General features: G+C 69.0%; 14 protein-coding genes and 1 pseudogene. 9 read left to right on the top strand and 6 right to left on the bottom strand.

From position 1 onward, the window contains the following. Window positions 1-4 precede the first annotated feature (4 nt). The 3 genes from nbtC to ON21_RS04070 are packed head-to-tail and all read right to left on the bottom strand — an operon-like array spanning window position 5 to window position 5142. A complete protein-coding gene (gene nbtC / locus ON21_RS04080) occupies window positions 5-3040 on the bottom strand; it encodes a nocobactin polyketide synthase NbtC (RefSeq protein WP_051020317.1) in 3036 nt (1011 codons plus the stop codon). After that, window positions 3033-4361, bottom strand: a complete 1329-nt coding sequence (locus ON21_RS04075; protein WP_039795491.1) for a beta-ketoacyl [acyl carrier protein] synthase domain-containing protein — start codon at window positions 4359-4361, stop codon at window positions 3033-3035. Before ON21_RS04075 ends, nbtC begins: the two co-directional genes overlap by 8 nt. A gap of 7 nt (window positions 4362-4368) precedes the next feature. Beyond that, entirely contained in the window at window positions 4369-5142 is a 774-nt protein-coding gene (locus tag ON21_RS04070; RefSeq protein ID WP_039795490.1) for a thioesterase II family protein, read from the bottom strand. Between the two features lie 184 nt (window positions 5143-5326). Here ON21_RS04070 and ON21_RS04065 point away from each other — a divergent pair, with 184 nt between their 5' ends. Beyond that, window positions 5327-5989 (top strand): GNAT family N-acetyltransferase, encoded by a 663-nt coding sequence (locus ON21_RS04065; protein ID WP_039795488.1) that lies wholly within the window; start codon window positions 5327-5329, stop codon window positions 5987-5989. A gap of 44 nt (window positions 5990-6033) precedes the next feature. Here the strand turns inward: ON21_RS04065 and ON21_RS04060 are convergent, their stop codons facing one another. Then, complete coding sequence (locus tag ON21_RS04060) at window positions 6034-7320, bottom strand: SidA/IucD/PvdA family monooxygenase (protein WP_245562457.1); 1287 nt, start codon at window positions 7318-7320, stop codon at window positions 6034-6036. Window positions 7321-7487: 167 nt separating this feature from the next. Here ON21_RS04060 and ON21_RS04055 point away from each other — a divergent pair, with 167 nt between their 5' ends. Both ON21_RS04055 and ON21_RS04050 read left to right on the top strand, forming a co-directional pair. Then, window positions 7488-7958, top strand: a complete 471-nt coding sequence (locus tag ON21_RS04055) for an MTB12 C-terminal domain-containing protein (RefSeq protein WP_039795486.1) — start codon at window positions 7488-7490, stop codon at window positions 7956-7958. 105 nt (window positions 7959-8063) lie between these two features. Next, window positions 8064-8771: a siderophore-interacting protein gene (locus ON21_RS04050; RefSeq protein WP_039795485.1), complete on the top strand. Its 708-nt coding sequence runs from the start codon at window positions 8064-8066 to the stop codon at window positions 8769-8771. Window positions 8772-8821: 50 nt separating this feature from the next. Here the strand turns inward: ON21_RS04050 and ON21_RS04045 are convergent, their stop codons facing one another. Both ON21_RS04045 and ON21_RS04040 read right to left on the bottom strand, forming a co-directional pair. Beyond that, window positions 8822-10558: an ABC transporter ATP-binding protein gene (locus ON21_RS04045; protein WP_039795483.1), complete on the bottom strand. Its 1737-nt coding sequence runs from the start codon at window positions 10556-10558 to the stop codon at window positions 8822-8824. Beyond that, complete coding sequence (locus ON21_RS04040) at window positions 10555-12414, bottom strand: ABC transporter ATP-binding protein (RefSeq protein WP_039795481.1); 1860 nt, start codon at window positions 12412-12414, stop codon at window positions 10555-10557. Before ON21_RS04040 ends, ON21_RS04045 begins: the two co-directional genes overlap by 4 nt. Window positions 12415-12780: 366 nt before the next feature. Between ON21_RS04040 and ON21_RS04035 the strand changes: the two genes are divergently transcribed. From ON21_RS04035 to ON21_RS04010, 6 genes and pseudogenes are all read left to right on the top strand, one after another. Further along, a complete protein-coding gene (locus tag ON21_RS04035; protein ID WP_039795479.1) occupies window positions 12781-13233 on the top strand; it encodes a TIGR03667 family PPOX class F420-dependent oxidoreductase in 453 nt (150 codons plus the stop codon). Between the two features lie 5 nt (window positions 13234-13238). Next, entirely contained in the window at window positions 13239-13820 is a 582-nt protein-coding gene (locus ON21_RS04030) for a putative glycolipid-binding domain-containing protein (protein ID WP_039795477.1), read from the top strand. A gap of 72 nt (window positions 13821-13892) precedes the next feature. Continuing rightward, window positions 13893-14822: an RluA family pseudouridine synthase gene (locus ON21_RS04025; protein WP_039795475.1), complete on the top strand. Its 930-nt coding sequence runs from the start codon at window positions 13893-13895 to the stop codon at window positions 14820-14822. 214 nt (window positions 14823-15036) lie between these two features. Continuing rightward, window positions 15037-15780, top strand: coding sequence for a CPBP family intramembrane glutamic endopeptidase (locus ON21_RS04020; protein ID WP_039795472.1), 744 nt, complete (start codon window positions 15037-15039; stop codon window positions 15778-15780). A gap of 48 nt (window positions 15781-15828) precedes the next feature. Further along, window positions 15829-16218 (top strand): VOC family protein, encoded by a 390-nt coding sequence (locus ON21_RS04015; RefSeq protein WP_039795470.1) that lies wholly within the window; start codon window positions 15829-15831, stop codon window positions 16216-16218. Window positions 16219-16667: 449 nt separating this feature from the next. Then, window positions 16668-17202: pseudogene (locus ON21_RS04010) on the top strand (hypothetical protein); the annotation flags it as partial.

Genomic DNA, 17202 nt, shown 5'->3' with positions numbered 1-17202 from the left:
ATCCTCAGCCTCGGTTCTCGGACATGAGCTCGACGACGTCGTCGAGGGACGCGCCGCCAAGGACGGCCGCTACCGGCAGCTCGCGGTGCACCATCGTCTTCAGCCGCGCGCGCAGGTCGACCGCCTGCAACGAGTCGAAGCCGAGCGCGACCAGCGGGACCGAGCCGTCGATGTGCTCGGAGCCGTCGAGGAGCATCACCTGCCCCACTTCGCGCCGGACGATCTGCGCGAAACTCGCCGCGACGTCGGCTTCCGGTTCGGCGACGGCCGACGGCGGTGACGCGGACGGCTCCGGCGGCGTGGCCACGGGCTCCGCGGCCGCCCACAGCGGCGCGAAGACATTTGCCAGGCCGACGATCTCGGCCGTCTCCCGCAGGCGGGCCCAGTCCGCGGACAGCACCATGCTGTTGCAGGCTCGATCGGCGAATCCCGCGGCGATAGCGGACGAGGCGGGCATGGGTCGCAGACCGGCGCCCAGGATTCTGGCCTCCACGTCGGCGTGCTCGGCGCCGGGCAGCCCCCACAGCCCCCATTGCACCGACACGCAGTCCTTGCCCTGCGCCCGCAGCCGCACGGCGAGGCTGTCGAGTAGCCGATTCGTGGCCGCGTACAGCGCTTGATCACGCCCGCCGAGGGTGGCCACGAACGACGAGCACAACAGGACCGCGCAGTCGGCGGTCTGCGGTACCGCGCGCAGCACCTCGCCGAGACCGAGCACTTTCGCGGCGGCGGCCTCGGCCACCGCCGCGGGTTCCCATCGCGCCCACGCGTACCGCACCGCGGCGTGCACGACCACGCTCACGGGGCGCTCGGTGAAGCGCCGCGCCAACTCGGCTACCGCGGCCACGTCGGTGAGGTCGCAGGCCACCACGTCGATTTCGGCGGAGCCGACTGCGCGGATCACGCGCAACCGGTCGGCGAGCGCGCTGGTCTCGCCGCTGCGGTTCACCAGGGTGATGCGCCGCGCGCCGTCGCGTGCGAGCTGCGCGCAGAATTCCAGGCCGACGTATCCGGTGCCACCGAGAATCAGCACCTCGCGCAGATCCGGAGCCGCCGAGGCGCCCGTGGTCTCGGCGTGGACCAGACGCTTGGCGTACAGCTTCCCGTCGCGCAACGCGAGTTCCGGCTCGTCCGGCAGATGGACTGCTTCGAGGATCTTGTCCGCCAGCGCCGTCGGGTCGTGCGTGGCGGCCTCCGGCGGCAAGTCCAGGTGCCGGAAGGCGATGCCGAGCGAATCGAGGCCGAGACTGCGATACGCGGCGCTGATCGCCGAATGGCCGAGGGACGGGACATCGCCCGTGGTCACCGTCTCCGCGCCGGTCGTCACCAACCAGCATTCCGTGACATCCGGGGCGATCGCGGCCAAATCGTCGGCGGCCGCGGCGAATGCGGCGAGTTCCGCTACCGCGCCTTCCTCGTCCGTGGCCGCGGTGGGCGGGAGCAACAGCACGACGGTGTCGGCCTCGGCCGCGACGTCGGCGACCGCCGCGCCGTGACGCGCGGCCCGCGCACGCATCGCCGCCGCGAGCGCGTCCGCGCGCCCGTCGTGCTCGGCGAGCAGCATGGTTCGCGGCTGGGTCAGCGCGAACCGGGACAGCCTGGTCCACTCCTCGCGTAACCGTGCGGGCGGCACGACGACCGGGGCCTGCGCCTCCGTGCCGGACTGATAGGGCGCCCACAGCCTCTTGGGGTTCATCACCGTGGCGGGAAAGTCACGCAGCGGCAGCGCCGGAGGCCGGTCATCGGATTCCGTGCGCAGCGCCTGCCAGTCGTAGTGCAGATCGTGCACCGCGATCTCGGCGAGATTCCGGGTGAACTCGGCCAATCCGTCGGCGGTACGCAGCGATGTCCCCACGATACGGAAGTCACGGTCCCCCGCGGGCTGGGACAGATTCTCCCGCAGCGCGGGCTGCAACGTCGGGTGCTCGGCGATCTCGACGAAGGTGTCCACGTCTCGAGTGGCCGCCACCACCGCGCGATCGAAGCGGACTCGGTTGCGCAGATTCCAGTACCAGTAATCGTGGTGGGTGAGCTCGGGGCTGATCGCCGCGCCGAGCGTGCCGCCGTAACAGGCGATCTCGCCGATCGCGAAGGTCTTGCCGCTCAATTCGCCCAGGATGGACTGGAATTCGTCGCGCAGCCGCGTCATCGCGGAAGTATGCGAGGGGAACGACATCTGGATCTGCTTGGCGAACAGCCCTTTCGCGGTGGCGGTTGCCACGAGTTCCGCGATCGCGGCCTCGTCTCCGGAGACGCCCGTCATGGCGGGCGAGTTCACGAGGGAAACTTCCGCCCAGCCCGAATTGCGGGCCAGCAGCGCCTCGCACTCATCGCGGCCCGCGCCGAGCACGGCCACCGCGTAGCCGTCCGACAGGTCCCGTTCCAGAAGCCGGGCCCGTTGCGTGACGATCGATACCGCATCGCGCAGCGGCAACGCCCCGGCGACCACGCAGGCGGCCAACTCGCCTTGGCTGTGCCCGATGGTGGCGGTGGGACGCACGCCCGCCGCTTGCCACATGGCAGCCAAGCCGATCAGGTGGAACATTCTGGCGGGCTGGACCTCCCACAGCGTCTCGCTGTAGTCCGCGCCCGCGCCGAGCAGATAGTGCACCGGCCGCGCATGGCCGTACTGTTCCTCGTGCATCGCCGCGCACTCGTCGACGGCGGCCCGGTAGGCCGGGGAGAAGTCGTAGTACGGCTTGCCCATGCCCGCGCGCTGGCTGCCCTGTCCCGGGAAGACGAAGCCGACGCGGCGTGCCGCGACGTCGCCGTCGGACGTCACGACCGCGGGATGCGCGCGACCCGCCACGACCGAACGCAACGCGTCCGGCAACTCGTCGCGCGTGGAGACCATGGCCAGCGCGCGGTACCGGCGGACGATCCTGGTGCGGAAAAGCTGTGTCGCCAGTCGGTCCGGGCTCACCCGGGGATGGGCATCCGAGTAGGCCAGTATCGCCGCGGCCTCGGCGCGCAGGCCTTCGGCGGTGTCCGAGGAGAGCAGGACGGGAACGGTGCCGTCCGGAAGCCGATACTCAGACATCGCTGTCCTCCTCCAGGACGGTCATCCCGAGGACCGCGTGCGCGTTGGTCCCCGCGACTCCGAATGCCGACACCGCGCCGTAGCGGACGCCGTCGACCGGCTCCCACGGTGCGAATTTCGTGGCCAGGCGCAGACTGGTGGCCTCCCAGTCGACCGCGTCGGTCGGGTTCTCCGCCCAGAGACTCGGCACGACATGACCGTGCGCGCCGCACAGCAGCAGCTTGATCAAGCCGAGCATGCCCGCCGCCGCCTGCGTGTGACCGATGTTCGACTTGACCGATCCCAGCAGCGCCCCTGGCGCACGCTCCGGTGCGCCGTATACGCGGATCAGCCCGGTCAGTTCGATGGGATCGCCCACCGAGGTACCGGTGCCGTGCCCCTCGACCAGTCCGATCTGCTCCGGGTCGACGCGGGCCGCGGTGAGCGTGGCGCGAATCAGCCGTTCCTGCGCGTCGGCGCTGGGTACGGCCAGCGGAGCGCCCTTGCCGTTGTGGTTGACCCGCGAGCCGAGCAGCCGGGCGTAGACGCGATGGCCGAGCCGTCGCGCCCGCGACTCCCGTTCCAGCACGACCACTCCCGCGGCCTCTCCCCACAGAGTCCCGGTGGTGCCCGCGGCGTACGCGCGGCAGTGGCCGTCGGTCGACAGCGCGTTGTTCTTCGCGAACTCGACGAACATCCCGGGTGAGCCCATCACGCACACGCCACCCGCGAGGGCCCAGTCGCACTCGCCCGCGCGAATCGCCGCCGCGGCCTGATGCAGGGCGGTCAAACCCGCCGCACAAGAGGTGTCCACACTGATCGAAGGCCCGATCAGCCCCAGGCTGTGCGAGATCCGGCCGGACACCGCGCCAAGGGTGGTGCCGGTCATCCGGTAACCACTGTGCTCACTGACGCTCGCCATGCGCGGGCCGTACTCCAACGGCGTGACACCCATCCAGCACCCCGCCTCGGCGCCGTCGACGGCACCGGGATTCATCCCGGCGTCCTCGACCGCCCGCCACGCCACGCGCATTCCCACCCGCTGCTGCGGATCCATCGCGACGGCTTCCCGCGGCGTTATCCCGAAGAAGGCGGCATCGAATTCGGTGGCCCCGGACAGAAATCCGCCGGCGTCGCGCACATCGCTCCAGCCCTCGGTGCGGCCGAGGGTGAGCAACTGCTCGATCGGCCATTCCCGGTCGCGGGGCAATGGGCCGATGAGTTCCCTGGATTCGGCGAGCGCCGTCCAGAATTCCTGTGGACTGTTTATTCCGCCGGGGGCCTCGACCCCGATTCCGACGATGACGATATGGTCTTCGTCCCCCGAAGCCGATCCTGACATGGTGAACCTAACTTGAAAGAGCGGACTGTCCGGCCTCAGCGGCTGCGGCGGAAAGCAATTCCGCGACGCCGTCGATGTGGTCGTACAAATAGAAGTGGCCGCCGTCGAACAGCGTGACCGAACCGCCCCGAGTGCTGTGCGCCGACCAGGGACGCAGGTCGGCGACGGTGACGAAGTCGTCGTCGGCGCCGCCGAGCGCCTCGATCCGCGCGCCGACCCGCACGTCCGGATCGCACGTGTAGGCGTCGAACGCCCGATAGTCGGCCTTCAGGACGGGCAGCGTCATCCGGATGATGTCGCGATCGGCCAAAACGTCCGCGCCGGTGCCGTTCAGAGCGATGAGCCGGTCGAGCAGGGCCTCGTCCTCGGTGGGCAGCGGCTCGCTGTCGGCCACCAGTGCCGGCGCCACGGCGCTGGAGGCGCCCAGCAGCGCCACCGGCACACCGGCGGCCTCGGCCTGCCGGACGAACTCGAAAGCCACCATCGCCCCGACGCTGTGACCGAATACCGTGATCGGAATACCGCGGTGATAGGGCGATTCGAGGAATTCGGCAAGCGCGCCGGCCGCGAGTTCGGCGAGGCCGCTCGCCATCGGTTCGGCGGCCCGGTCCTGACGCCCCGGATATTGCACGAGGACGACGTCGAAATCCGCACTGAGCCGTTTGGACATCGTGCGATAGGTGGAGGCGCCACTGCCTGCGTGGGGAAACAGCACCAGCGGCGGCAGCGTTTCCGCGGCGGGCTTGTGGAACTTCCGAAGCCAGCCAGGTTTTCTCGACATCCAACAGCTCCTACACATCACGCGGTATCAGCGAAAAGCCGCCGCGAGCAAACCGATTCGGCCGCGGTGCCCGGTGGCCGCGCGCCGTTGGGAAACGGACGGGCCTCGCCGACCAGGTGAGGTTAGCATAGGGTAACCTTACATACATCCCGCAGGGCCACTACCGAACGGAGCTCGACAACCGATGAACCCGACCGAAACGCCTTATGTCATCGCGCGCGAGCTCACCGATATCTCCGACGAACTGCGGGCCGTGCCCGCTCCGCCACTGCCGGACCTGCCCGCCCCGTTCGACATCCGCACGGTCGACGCGGACGGACCCGACGCGGAGATCCTCACCGAATGGCTGAACCGGCCGCACCTGATCGAGTCGTGGGAACAGCCGTGGCCTCTGGAACTGCGCAAGCAGAACCTGCACGCACAGCTGGCCGGATCCTATTCCCGCCCCTGCATCGTCGGCTACGACTTCGCCGCCGCGGGCCGGCCGGAACTCGGCCGCCGCGACATCGCCTACCTGGAGCTGTACCGCCCGGCCAAGGACGAGATCGCCAGGATCTATCACGCCGACCCCTACGACGTGGCCTTCCATCTGGCCACCGCCGACCCGGAGGTGATCGGGCGCGGCATCATGTTCTCGTTCGTGAGCGGCCTGCTGGCCGGGATCTTCGCGGAACCGAACTGCCGTCGCATCTTGATCGAACCCGATCACCGCAACGTCGCGGTGCGGCGCATGACCGAGCGCTTCGGCGTGCCCGATCTCGGCGAGTTCGACATCCGGCCGGATCGCCGGATCAGGCTCTACTATCTGCCGCGCACACCCGCCGACATCCCGACAGTACGGCGCTGAGGCGCGGTGCGCGCCCCCGCCCGCGGCGTCGGGAGCGGGGGCGCTCACCCGAATGCCCGTGCGGCAGCGCCCGTGAGGTGCGCACCGGACCGCCGCGCGGCCGGTTGCAACACGCGATCGGAGAGTTCGCCCAGGCAGCTGAGATTCGGGAACCCGGGCCCCTGCGCGACCCCGGCCAGGTTGGGCAGGTAGAGCTTGGTGTCCATCCCCGACACCGCGAGGTCGTAACCGATCGACACCTCGATCCGCTCCTGGGTCGGCATGCCCCCGACCGCCAGCTCCAGCAGGTCCGCCGCGTCCTGATCGAAGAGGTCGAGGAACCACAGCGGCTGTCCCCCAGTGGCATCGATGACCAGATCGAAAGTGTGCGACTGATCGGGACGCCGCTCGTTGCGCAGCGTCAAAGCCACCCCGTCGCCCTGCTCGGCGATCCGGACGGCACGGCCCTGCAGATGATGCACGCGGCTGTCACCGAGCAGGCTCTCCTGCACGCGCACCGAAAAAACGCCCCGATCGGTCCGGCGGATGACGTCACGCCGTTCCTGGACGGTCAGCCCCGCCCATTTGACCGGATCGCTGAACAGCGAATTCTCGAAGTAGCTTTCGCCACGGGTGTAGATGGTGGCCATCGGCGAGATCACCGAAATCGACAGCATGCCGTGGCGCACCAGCTCGTCCAACGCCGAGCCCGCGGTCTCGCCGCCACCGATCACCGCGACCCGCGACGACACGGGCAGGCTGCGCCGCCCGGCCAGATCCCAGAATTGCGCGATGCTCAGCACTCGCGGATGGTCGGCGAGCGCCTTGGTGCTCGCGCCGGGACCGGTGATCATCAGTCCGGACGCGTCCAACCGGATCGCGCCGCCGTCGGGAGCGGTCGCGACGACGCGCCAGCCGTCGGCGGTCGCGCCGATGGAACGCACTGTGCCGGAGACGAGTTCCAGGTCGATCCGGCGCGCCACCCATTGCAGGTATTTGGCCCAGACATGATGGGCCGGATTCGGACGACCCCGATCGATCCACTCCGCGTAGGTGCCCTGTTCGATCAGGAACGACGTCCAGCTGTAGGCCATCATGGCCGCGTTGATTTCCTGATTGCGGCCGCGGGCCCAGGTCGAGTGGTACGGGAAGCCGACGTCCTTTTCCGGGCTCGTCCCCAACCGGTGCCTGCCATCGGTCCAGCCGCCACTCGGCAGCCAGTTACCGCCGACCGCGTGCGCCTCGACGACGACCACCCGCGGCGCGGGAAGGCCGAGCGTGCGCAGCACATGCGCTTTCGCCGCCACCGCAAGGGCTTTCGGACCAGCTCCGATGACCAGAAGCGTTTCCACCGGTTCTCCACTCTCTCCGACATCCCGCGGCATCCCGCCGGGCGGCGGACCCGCCGCCGCGCCCACAACCCCGTCCGGATCATGTTTGCATAGGCTTACCTTATATTGCACACTCGTACCCGACCAGAGCGGTGACACTCACACCCGCGAACGATTGGATGAACCGAATGACCAAGACTCCGAACAAGGCACTCGCCCGGCTCGCCGCCACGGCGGTCGCGCTCACCGCCGCACTCGTCGGCGCGGCGGGCGCCGTCACGCCCGCCATCGCGGCGCCCTTGGTCGCGCCCCTGCACGCCCAGGCCCCCGGCGCCGGTGAGCTGACCGCCAAACTGCGCGTGGCGATCAACACCGGCGCCGCGCGCGGCACGCGAGCGGCGGAGCTGGAATCCGGCGATGCCGGCGTCGCCACCATGGACAAGATCGCGGGCCTGCTCGCGGTCTCCCCGCCGAGCCTGCGCTACACCGTGATCAACCCGTCCACGTCGGGCGACCGGATCGACGCACAGCTCCTGATCACCACCGAGGGCTACCCGGACTTCACCTACGACGTCTCGTGGAAGCAGATCGACGGCTACTGGAAGCTGACGCGCCAGGCGGAGTGCAGCCTCGCTTCGGCGCTCGCACTGTCCTGCTGACTCGAATCCCCTCGCCTCCACCCTTTCTCGAACAAGGCCGTTGAATGTCGCGCGATGTCCACGCACCGCGCGACATTCAAGTTTCGTTAGGCTAACCTTAGTGCCATGGGCAAAGGCTTCAACGGTCTGATGGTCAAGGCGTGGGGCGGCAACGACTACCGGCTCACCGTCACCTCGACCGAACACGTCACGGACAAATACGTGCGTCTCGGCTTCACCGCGGGCGGGCTGCTCGCCGATCACCCGGTGCACCCCACGCAGTGGATCCGCGGCTGGTTTCCCGACGGCGACAGCGGCAAGCTGCAACAGCGCGGCTACACCCTGGTCGATCCCGACCCGGACGGCGACCGCTTCTCGATCGAGTTCGCCCTGCACGACGGCCCCGCCGCCCGATGGGCGCAGAACGCCTCGGTCGGTGACGAACTCGACGCGTCGGTGCTCGGCTCGAATTTCCAACTGCCGGAGTCCGCGCCCGGCGAATACCTCATCTTCGGCGACACCGCCTCACTGCCTGCGATCAACTCGCTGCTGGACGCCATCGGCGACACCCCGGCGCGGGTCTGGCTGGAGTGGCAGTACGAATCCGACACCACGATTCCGCTGCGCAACAAACCGCACCACGAGGTGACCTGGGTGCAGCGGATCGATGACGGCAGATTGCTGCGGGAAGCGGCGCAGGAACTCACCTGCCCCGCGGACGCTTTCGCCTGGGTCGCCTGCGACGGGCACACCACTCGCTCGATCGTGAAGAGCTTCAAGACAATGCACAACCTGCCCAAGACCGCGATCAAGTCCCAGGCCTACTGGAAGTAGGACCGGCAACGCCGCACCGCCTTCGCGCGGTGCGGCGTTTCTCGTTGTTCCTAGGTGGCGACCGGCTCCAGATGCCACCCCGACGCGCGCGATCGCTCGTTCCAGAACGCGGCGTATCGGCCGTCCAGCGCGAGCAGTTCCGCATGCGTGCCGCGCTCCACGATCCGGCCGCCGTCCACGAACAGGATCTGGTCGGCGTGGGCGATGGTGGCCAGCCGGTGCGCGACCACGATCACCGTCTTGTCCTTGGTGATCTCGTGCATCCCGCGCACCACGACCGCTTCGCTGTGCGGGTCCAGCGCGCTGGTCACCTCGTCGAGCAGCACGATCGGCGCGTCCTTCAGCAACGCCCTGGCGATCGACACCCGCTGGCGCTCACCGCCGGACAGCGCCGCGCCGCCCTCGCCGACCCGGGTGTCGAAACCGTCCGGGAGCCGATCGACGATCTCGTCGACCCGCGCCGCGGCCGCCGCGCGCCGCACCTCGTCGTCACCGGCCTCCGGCTTGCCGATCCGGATGTTGTCCGCGACCGACTGGTCGAACAGGTAGACGTTCTGGAACACCAGCGACAGCTGACTCAGCAGCGTCGCCGACGGCTGGTCGCGCACGTCGTGCCCGCCCACCGACACGCGACCCGAATCCACGTCGTAGAACCGGGCGGCCAGCCGCAGCAAGGTGGTCTTGCCCGCTCCGCTCGGACCGACGATGGCCGTGGTGGTGCCCGCGGGCACGCTGAAGGTCACGTTCGACAGCACCGGCGTACCGGGACGGTATCCGAAACTCACATCGTCGAAGACCACCGACGGCGCTCCCGGCGTGACCGCCGCTTCCGCCTCCGGGAGCACCGGTTCGGCGAGCAGCTCGGTGATCCGGTCCGCGGCCGTGCCCGCCGAGCGCAGCGCGGTGCCCAGCTGTGCGGCTTGGTTGAGCGGTTCGATGAACCGCGAGCTCACCGCGATGAGCGCGATCGCGGCGGCGGCCGAGATGGCGCCGTCGGTCACCCGCGCCACCGCGACGTACACCAGGATCAGGAACACGGCCTGGACGAAGAGCGCGAACAGGATCAGGCCCGGCACGCTGGCGAACACCATGCGCGAACCCGCCGAACGCTGTCCGGCCAGCGCGGCGTCGAGGGCGCGGTTGCCCGGGCCCACCGCGCCGAACGCGCGCAGCACCGGCTGCGCTTGCGCGAATTCGATGACCCGCGAATCGGCTTCGGCCGCCGCGGCGTGCATGCGCCGATCCGCGCCGGTGTATGCGCGGTTGGCCAGGCCGTTGACCAGGTAGAGCACGGGCGCGGCGAGCAGCATGGCCACCGCGATGCGCCAGTCGACCAGCAGCATGCCGACCGCGACCGCGAGCGGGACGATGACGCCCGCGAGGATCCTGGCCAGCAGATAGGCGACCAGGCCTTGCAGTTCCCGCACGTTGTCGACCATCAGGCGACCGAGCGGCCCCGCGTCATGGGTCTCGAACCAGCCCAGCGGCAGCGCGTTCAGGTGATCACCGAGCCGGGTCTGCAATCCGCGCTGCATGCCGATGCCGACGCGCAGGCCGATCGCGGCCTGCAGGTAGCCGGACACCACCACACCCGCGACGGCGGCGAGCATGCCCAGCGCCCAGAGCCAGGCGCGGCCGAGGTCGTCATCGAACAGGGCCGTCAGCACCGGGACCAGCAGCAGGTACGCCACCGCCTGGCTGAGCGCCTGCGCGACGATGGCGGCGAGCAGTCGCGGTGTGAGATGGGCGAATTCGCCGGGAACCAGGCCCAGCACCTTGCGAATCATCGGACACCCTCCACACTGTCGACGAGGGCGATAGCGCCCAGCGCCGCTTCGTTGATCTCCCACAGCCGCTGATAGGCGCCGCCCGCGGCGACGAGACTCGCGTGGTCGCCCTGCTCGACCAGTCGTCCCCGCTCGAGCACCAGGATCCGATCCACCGAGGTGATGGTGTGCAACCGGTGCGCGATGACCAGGACCGTACGGCCCGCCACCAGCACGGCCAGCGCGTCTTGCACGGCCGCTTCGGATTCCGGGTCCGCGAACGCGGTGGCTTCGTCGAGCACGAGCACCGGGGTGTCCGCCAGCAGAGCGCGGGCGATCGAAAGGCGTTGCGCCTCACCGCCGGACAGGGTCGCGTCGACGCCGAGTTCGGAGTCGTAACCCCGCGGCAGCGCCACGATGCGATCGTGGATCTGCGCGGCGCGGGCCGCCCGCTCCACCGCCGCATCGTCGGCGTCCGGACGAGCCAGGCGCAAGTTGTCGCGGATGGTGCCGCGGATCAAGCGAACGTCCTGGAAGACGAATCCGACCGTGCGGTAGAGCTCCTCGCTCGGGAAGTCACGGATGTCGCGGCCGTCGATGGTGATCCGGCCCGAACCCACGTCGTAGAAGCGCGGAAGCAGTTTGGCCAGCGTCGACTTGCCCGAACCGCTCGGGCCGACCAGAGCCGTGATGGTGCCGGGTGCGAGTTCCAGATCGATGTCGTGCAGCACGTCGTGGCCGGAACGATAGCCGAAACCGACACCTTCGAACCGGACCAGGCCGGCGCGCGCGGAGGCGGCCTCCGACGCGGCGGAGGTCCCCGCGCCGACGCTCAATTCGGGAGTCCGCTGCAGGTCGTACAGGCGCTGTGCCGCCACCGCCGCGGCCCGCAGCGCCTGCGCTCCGTAGCCGAGGCTGAGCAACGAACTCCCCAGCCCCAGGCCGACCAGCAGGAACGGCAGCACGTCCAGCGGCTCGACCCAGTCCAGGCCCACCGCGGCCAATCCCGCGACGACCACGACCAGCATCACGAACACCGGGGTGACGACGAGATCGGAGGCCGCCTGCACCTTGATGATCGGCGTCTTCAGCCGGTCGACACTGCGGGCTTGGTGCTCGACAGCGTCCTGGAAGACGCTGTGCGCCTTGCCCGCCTGACCGAACGCGCGCACCACCTGGATGCCGTCGACGAACTCGATGGTGGCTTGCTTCGTGGCCTGCTCGGAGCGCGTGTAGACCACGAAGCGGTCACGACCGTCGCGGTCCATCATCCGGCCGTAGAGCACGCCGTAGGCCAGGACCGGCAGCAGCAGCACGAGCGCGAGCCGCCATTCGACGGTGAGCAGATATCCGAAGGTGATCAGCGGAATGGTGAGGGCGCCGACGAACTCCAGGCGGGCGTGCGCCACCAGGTAGTGCAATGCCTCCACATCGTCCTGGAGGTACTTCTTCACCTCGCCGGAGGTCCGCTCGCCGAACCAGCCCAGCGGCACCCGGGTCAGCTTGGCGGCCAGCGCACGGCGCACGGCGAGCTGATATCCGGCGTCGACCAGGTGCGTCCAGGTCAGCGCCGCGGCTTGGAGCAGGGCACGGGCTACCAGGACCAGCACCGCGATCGTCAGCAGGCGCCATACCCGGTCGGTGTCCACCTGCTGCTGGAGCAATTCGCGACAGGCCGCCACGATCAGCACGAAGGGCACGACCGCGCACGCCGACGCGACGGCCATGACGATGCTCGCGACGGCCAACGGGCCCCGCACGGGCGCGAGAATCTCCTTGCGGGCCTGCGCCTCTTGCTGCTTGCGTTGTTTCAGCACCGCCTTCGGCGGCCGGTTCCCCGTCTGCGCCGCAGGCAGCGGCGCGACCTCTACCGTCATCTGACCTCGTCTCTCGCGGCATCCATCACTGGAATCGCCTCATCCTCACATAGAAGCGCTCAGCAAAGAAAGGTTAGCCTAAGTTATCTTCGCCGGGTGCCGTGCACTGCCACGCACGCCGAGAGGATCGGCGGCATACCGGCCGTTGTCTTTCGCGACTTATTTCGTCGATGTGCGAAAACTGGCGCGGACTCACGGTTTTCAGGCTGCCGACCGGCTCGGAAAACCTCCGTGAACGGACTCGCATCCTGGTCCGATAGCTCGTGTGCATCGCTAGCTTCGAATGCGAGGAAACGTCGCTGCGATACGCTCGCGGCTTTGTCCGTGGAGCGGAATCGTCACGGCAGCCGGGGTGTTGTCTTTGCCATGACCGCAACGGCATCCGATCGTTCCGCCGCCCCCGTCGTCGACACCGAGACCGAATTCGGCGCGAAAGTCGCCGAACGCCTGAACCACGAGTCCGTCCTCTGGCTGACCACCGTCGGCCCCACCGGCACACCACAGCCGAACCCCGTCTGGTTCCAGTGGCGCGACGGCGAGTTCCTGATCTTCAGCAAGCCCGGCCAACCGAAGGTGCGCAACATCCAGCGCAATCCCCGGGTCGCACTGAACCTCAACAGCACCGCAACCGGCGGCGACGTGGTCGTGCTCACCGGCACGGCGCGCGTGGTCGAGCAGCGGCCCGACGCGGCGGAGATCGACGCTTTCACCACGAAGTACACCGACGGCCTTCGCTCGATCGGGATGACCGACGAGCAGTTCTACGCCGAGTACTCCGTCGTGCTGCGCATCACGCCCGATCGGCTGCGCGGATTCTGACCCCGATGCAGTTCGCGCCGCCGCCGCCCACCGCCGCGTGGCGGCATCGCACCGCCCGCGAGGGATTCGAGGTGGCGTATTTCCGGGTCACCGAACAGGGCGTGCTGATCGACGGTTGCACGACAGCCGTCGAGGACGGCGCGGCCTGGGTGGTGGACTACCGGATCGCACTGGACACCGAATGGCGCACCCGCCGGGCACAGGTGGCCGTGCGCAAACCAGGCGGCTGGAACACGCTGGTGCTGGAGTCCGACGGCGCGGGTTCCTGGCTGCTGGACGGCATGCCCGCACCGTTGCTCGACGGCTGTCTGGACGTGGACCTGGAGTCCTCCGCGCTGACCAACGCGCTCCCGGTCCACCGATCGGCCCGGGAGATCGGCGACCTCACGGAAGCGCCTGCCGCCTACGTGTACGCCTCCGGCGCCGCGGTGGCACGGTTGGAGCAGCGCTACGTCCGCATCGCCGACGGCGCGCACGGACCGCGGTTCGAATACTCCGCCCCCGAATTCGACTTCGCCTGCACGCTGGACTACGACAAGTCGGGCTTGGTGCTCGATTATCCGGGCATCGCGATCCGCGCCCACTGAGCGGAGGGCGCGGACCTGCGGTCAGGCGTACCTCCGCCTTCGCTCCGACCGCACCCATTAAGGTCGGTACCGATGAGAAGGCGGCAACAACCGCCGTTGCCGAAACGGCACGGCTTGGACCCGGCCCGGCTGCGACTACCGGAGCAGGGCCATTGGGCGACCATCCGTGACCATCTGGTGGAGCGCCTGCCCCGGGTGGCCCCGGCGCGCATCGATGAACTGCTGAGCGCGGGCGGCATCGTCGACTTGGACGGGCCGATCGCCCCGGACGCGCCGTACGCACCCGGCGGCGCGGTCTGGTTCCATCGCGACCTGCCCGAGGAGACGGTAGTCCCATTCGACCTCCCCGTCGTGCATCGCGACGACGACCTGCTGGTGGTGGACAAACCACACTTCCTGGCCACGATCCCGCGCGGTCAGCACATCCTGCAGACCGCGCTGGTGCGCCTGCGCCGGGAGCTGGACCTCCCCGATCTGGTCCCGGCGCACCGGCTCGACCGCGTCACGGCGGGCCTGGTGCTCTTCGTGATCAATCCCGCTCGCCGCGGCGCGTACCAGACCATGTTCCACAAGCGCACCGTGCGCAAAGAGTACGAGGCCATTGCCCGGTTCGATCCGGACCTCGAACTGCCCCGGGTGGTGCGCAGCCGGATCATCAAGGAGAAGCAGGTGCTCGCGGCACAGGAAGTCCCCGGCGAACCCAACGCGGAGACCGAGATCGAACTGCTCGAGCACCGTGACGGCCTCGGCCGCTACCGGCTGCGCCCGCACACCGGCCGCACCCACCAGTTGCGCCTGCACATGAACAGCCTCGGCATCCCGATCCTCGGCGACGATTTCTACCCCGTGCTCACCGACAAGCCGGTCGACGACTTCACCAGGCCGCTGCAATTGCTGGCCGCCTCGCTCGAGTTCGTCGATCCCGTCACCCGCGAGCCGCGGCGTTTCGAGACCACCCGCACCTTGCAGGCCTGGACCGACCCACAGGGTTGGGCAGGCTGATATCACGGGGTCAGTTCCCACCCATCTCGAGCAGCGCCCCCTGCGGCGACCGATGCGGCCGAGCGCCACGCATTCCACCGCACTGCTCTACGGCTGCACACCGCCCAGCACGGTGTGGCGTCGGGACCGACCCGACGGCGGCGAAAAGTGATCGATCCGGCAATAGCTCCCCCATCAGCGGTGAACGTGTTCCTGTTCCGTAGACTCGGTCGAGATGTCTGAGCCGGACCTAGCAGCACCGACCCACCCACGTCACAAAGCGCACGCCTACCTCGACGTCGCCGTCGTGGTCATCGTCTTGGCGGGCACCAATCTGATTGCGCATTTCACCACCGCCTGGGCGAGCATCGTGACCGTGCCGCTCGCGGCGATCGCGCTGCTCGCGCTGGTACGCAGGCGCGGCCTCGGCTGGTCGGAACTGGGCCTTTCGCCCCGGCACTGGCGGCGCGGTTCGCTCTACGCGCTCGGCGCGGTGGCCTTGGTCCTCGCCATCGTCGGGATCGGTGCGGCGCTACCGCTGACGCGGCCGTTCTTCCTGGCCGATCGCTATGCGACCATCTCCGGCGCGTTGATCGCGTCGATGATCGTGATCCCGTTGCAGACCGTGATCCCCGAGGAGCTGGCTTTCCGCGGCGTGCTGCACGGCACACTGCTTCGCGCGTACGGTGCCCGCGGCGTCTTCGCGGCGGGCTCCCTGCTGTTCGGCCTCTGGCATATCGCGTCGTCCCTCGGTCTGACCTCGGGCAACCGCGGTCTGAGCGCATTCGTCGGCGGCGGCGTGACCGGACAGATCGTCGGGATCCTGCTCGCCGTCCTCGCGACCGCCGCGGCGGGCGTGGTGTTCACCTGGCTGCGCCAACGCAGCGGCAGCCTGCTCGCCCCGATCGCCCTGCACTGGTCGGTCAACGGCGCGGGCGCTCTCGCGGCCGCCATCGTCTGGCACACGACCCTGAGTTAGCGGCGCGAGCACAGCTGCGCCCTGGGTAGATCTCGCTACCCTGCGAGAGTGCTGAACAACGCGCGGATCGAGGCTCGCATCCCCGCACGCGATCTTGCTCGGGCTCGCCGCTGGTATGCCGAGAAGCTCGGACTCGAGCCGGTCGAGGAACGTGCGGGCGGTCTGCGCTACGAAGGCGCGGCGGGAGTCTTCTGCCTGTTCGCCTCCGCCGGTGCATCGGACGGCTCGTTCACGCAAATGGGTTTCTATGTGGACGACATCGAGGCGGCCGTCGACGACCTGCGGGCCCGCGGGGTGGTGTTCGAAGAGTACGAGGGCTCCGTGAACGGGATCATGGACATCGAAGGCAACTACCCGAGCAAGGGGCGCGGCGAGCGGGCCGCGTGGTTCCGCGACAGTGAGGACAACATGCTCGGCCTCGCCGAGGTGGTGCGCTGACCAACCCACCGCACCAGCCGACAGCACGCGGACACGCCCGAGGCCGGTCGCCGACATCGCGCTCACATTCCTGCGCCGGGTGGCCTCGGTCGCGCTGATATCACCCTCAGGCACCGTCGGCGCGATTCTCGATTCGATTCGGCCTCGCCAACCGAGTCCCTCCTTCAGACCCCGGCGTGAACCGGACCGTCATAACGAGAAGTTCGACGCGGATACGCCCCTGCATTCGAACTGAGTTTCGACACGCGGAGAGTGCCGATGAAAGCGCCGCTCATCCGGATATTCGCGCATTACCGTCGATTTCGGCAGCTCGGCGTGTCGCCCTCGACCCGGTGCGCATCGCATTGACCACGAGCAGAGGTCGGTTTAATCTCACTCCGATCACACATATGTTCGAGCAATCATGTCTCCACCACTCGACATGACACCTGCTCTTGGGAAGGCTCGCGATGCCCGACGAACCCTCGAACGGTAGTTCCGAGATTGCCGCGCTGGCGCAGCAGGTCGAAACCGCGCGCGGCAAGTTGCCCTTGCAGCTCGATCCGGCGCTGCTGGAGGTGCTGTCCGAACGCGAGATCGCCGCGGAGCGCGAGCTGGCGGAATGGATTCGCGCGCGCCGCCGCGAGCAGCGACGCCGGGCGATCGAGGCGGAACTGGCCACCGAGCGGCGCGATCGGAAGTCGGCCGCGGCGTTGCGCCGCTCGGAGGAGGCCGACGCCCGCTGGCATCGGCGCGCGCTGGCGGCGCGGCGGCGGGCGTCCAGCCAGGACGCGCGACTGGCGCAGCTCTACCGGCGGGCGGAATGGTCGTCACGTGCCTTGATCGCCGTCGTCGTGCTCGGCATGGTGTGGGCCGGTGTCAACGTGCAGCACAATCTGGTGCCCAGCGGCGACATGGCCGATCCGCTGTACTGGTTGAGCTACGGCATCGAGGCGATGATCTCGATCCCGATCATCACCATCATGGTGGCGGCGACCACCGCGG

The organism is Nocardia araoensis NBRC 100135 (genome assembly GCF_000308435.1).
Classification (GTDB): Bacteria; Actinomycetota; Actinomycetes; order Mycobacteriales; family Mycobacteriaceae; genus Nocardia; species Nocardia araoensis.
Note: the sequence above shows the minus strand (reverse complement) of the source record. Positions and strands in the feature narration are given on the sequence as shown.

Bases quoted from the DNA above. Each gene is read 5' to 3' on its own strand.
- nbtC (WP_051020317.1), bottom strand. From the start codon at position 3,040: ATGTCTGAGTATCGGCTTCCGGACGGCACCGTTCCCGTCCTGCTCTCC.
- ON21_RS04075 (WP_039795491.1), bottom strand. From the start codon at position 4,361: ATGTCAGGATCGGCTTCGGGGGACGAAGACCATATCGTCATCGTCGGA.
- ON21_RS04070 (WP_039795490.1), bottom strand. From the start codon at position 5,142: ATGTCGAGAAAACCTGGCTGGCTTCGGAAGTTCCACAAGCCCGCCGCG.
- ON21_RS04065 (WP_039795488.1), top strand. From the start codon at position 5,327: ATGAACCCGACCGAAACGCCTTATGTCATCGCGCGCGAGCTCACCGAT.
- ON21_RS04055 (WP_039795486.1), top strand. From the start codon at position 7,488: ATGACCAAGACTCCGAACAAGGCACTCGCCCGGCTCGCCGCCACGGCG.
- ON21_RS04050 (WP_039795485.1), top strand. From the start codon at position 8,064: ATGGGCAAAGGCTTCAACGGTCTGATGGTCAAGGCGTGGGGCGGCAAC.
- ON21_RS04045 (WP_039795483.1), bottom strand. From the start codon at position 10,558: ATGATTCGCAAGGTGCTGGGCCTGGTTCCCGGCGAATTCGCCCATCTC.
- ON21_RS04040 (WP_039795481.1), bottom strand. From the start codon at position 12,414: ATGACGGTAGAGGTCGCGCCGCTGCCTGCGGCGCAGACGGGGAACCGG.
- ON21_RS04035 (WP_039795479.1), top strand. From the start codon at position 12,781: ATGACCGCAACGGCATCCGATCGTTCCGCCGCCCCCGTCGTCGACACC.
- ON21_RS04030 (WP_039795477.1), top strand. From the start codon at position 13,239: ATGCAGTTCGCGCCGCCGCCGCCCACCGCCGCGTGGCGGCATCGCACC.
- ON21_RS04025 (WP_039795475.1), top strand. From the start codon at position 13,893: ATGAGAAGGCGGCAACAACCGCCGTTGCCGAAACGGCACGGCTTGGAC.
- ON21_RS04020 (WP_039795472.1), top strand. From the start codon at position 15,037: ATGTCTGAGCCGGACCTAGCAGCACCGACCCACCCACGTCACAAAGCG.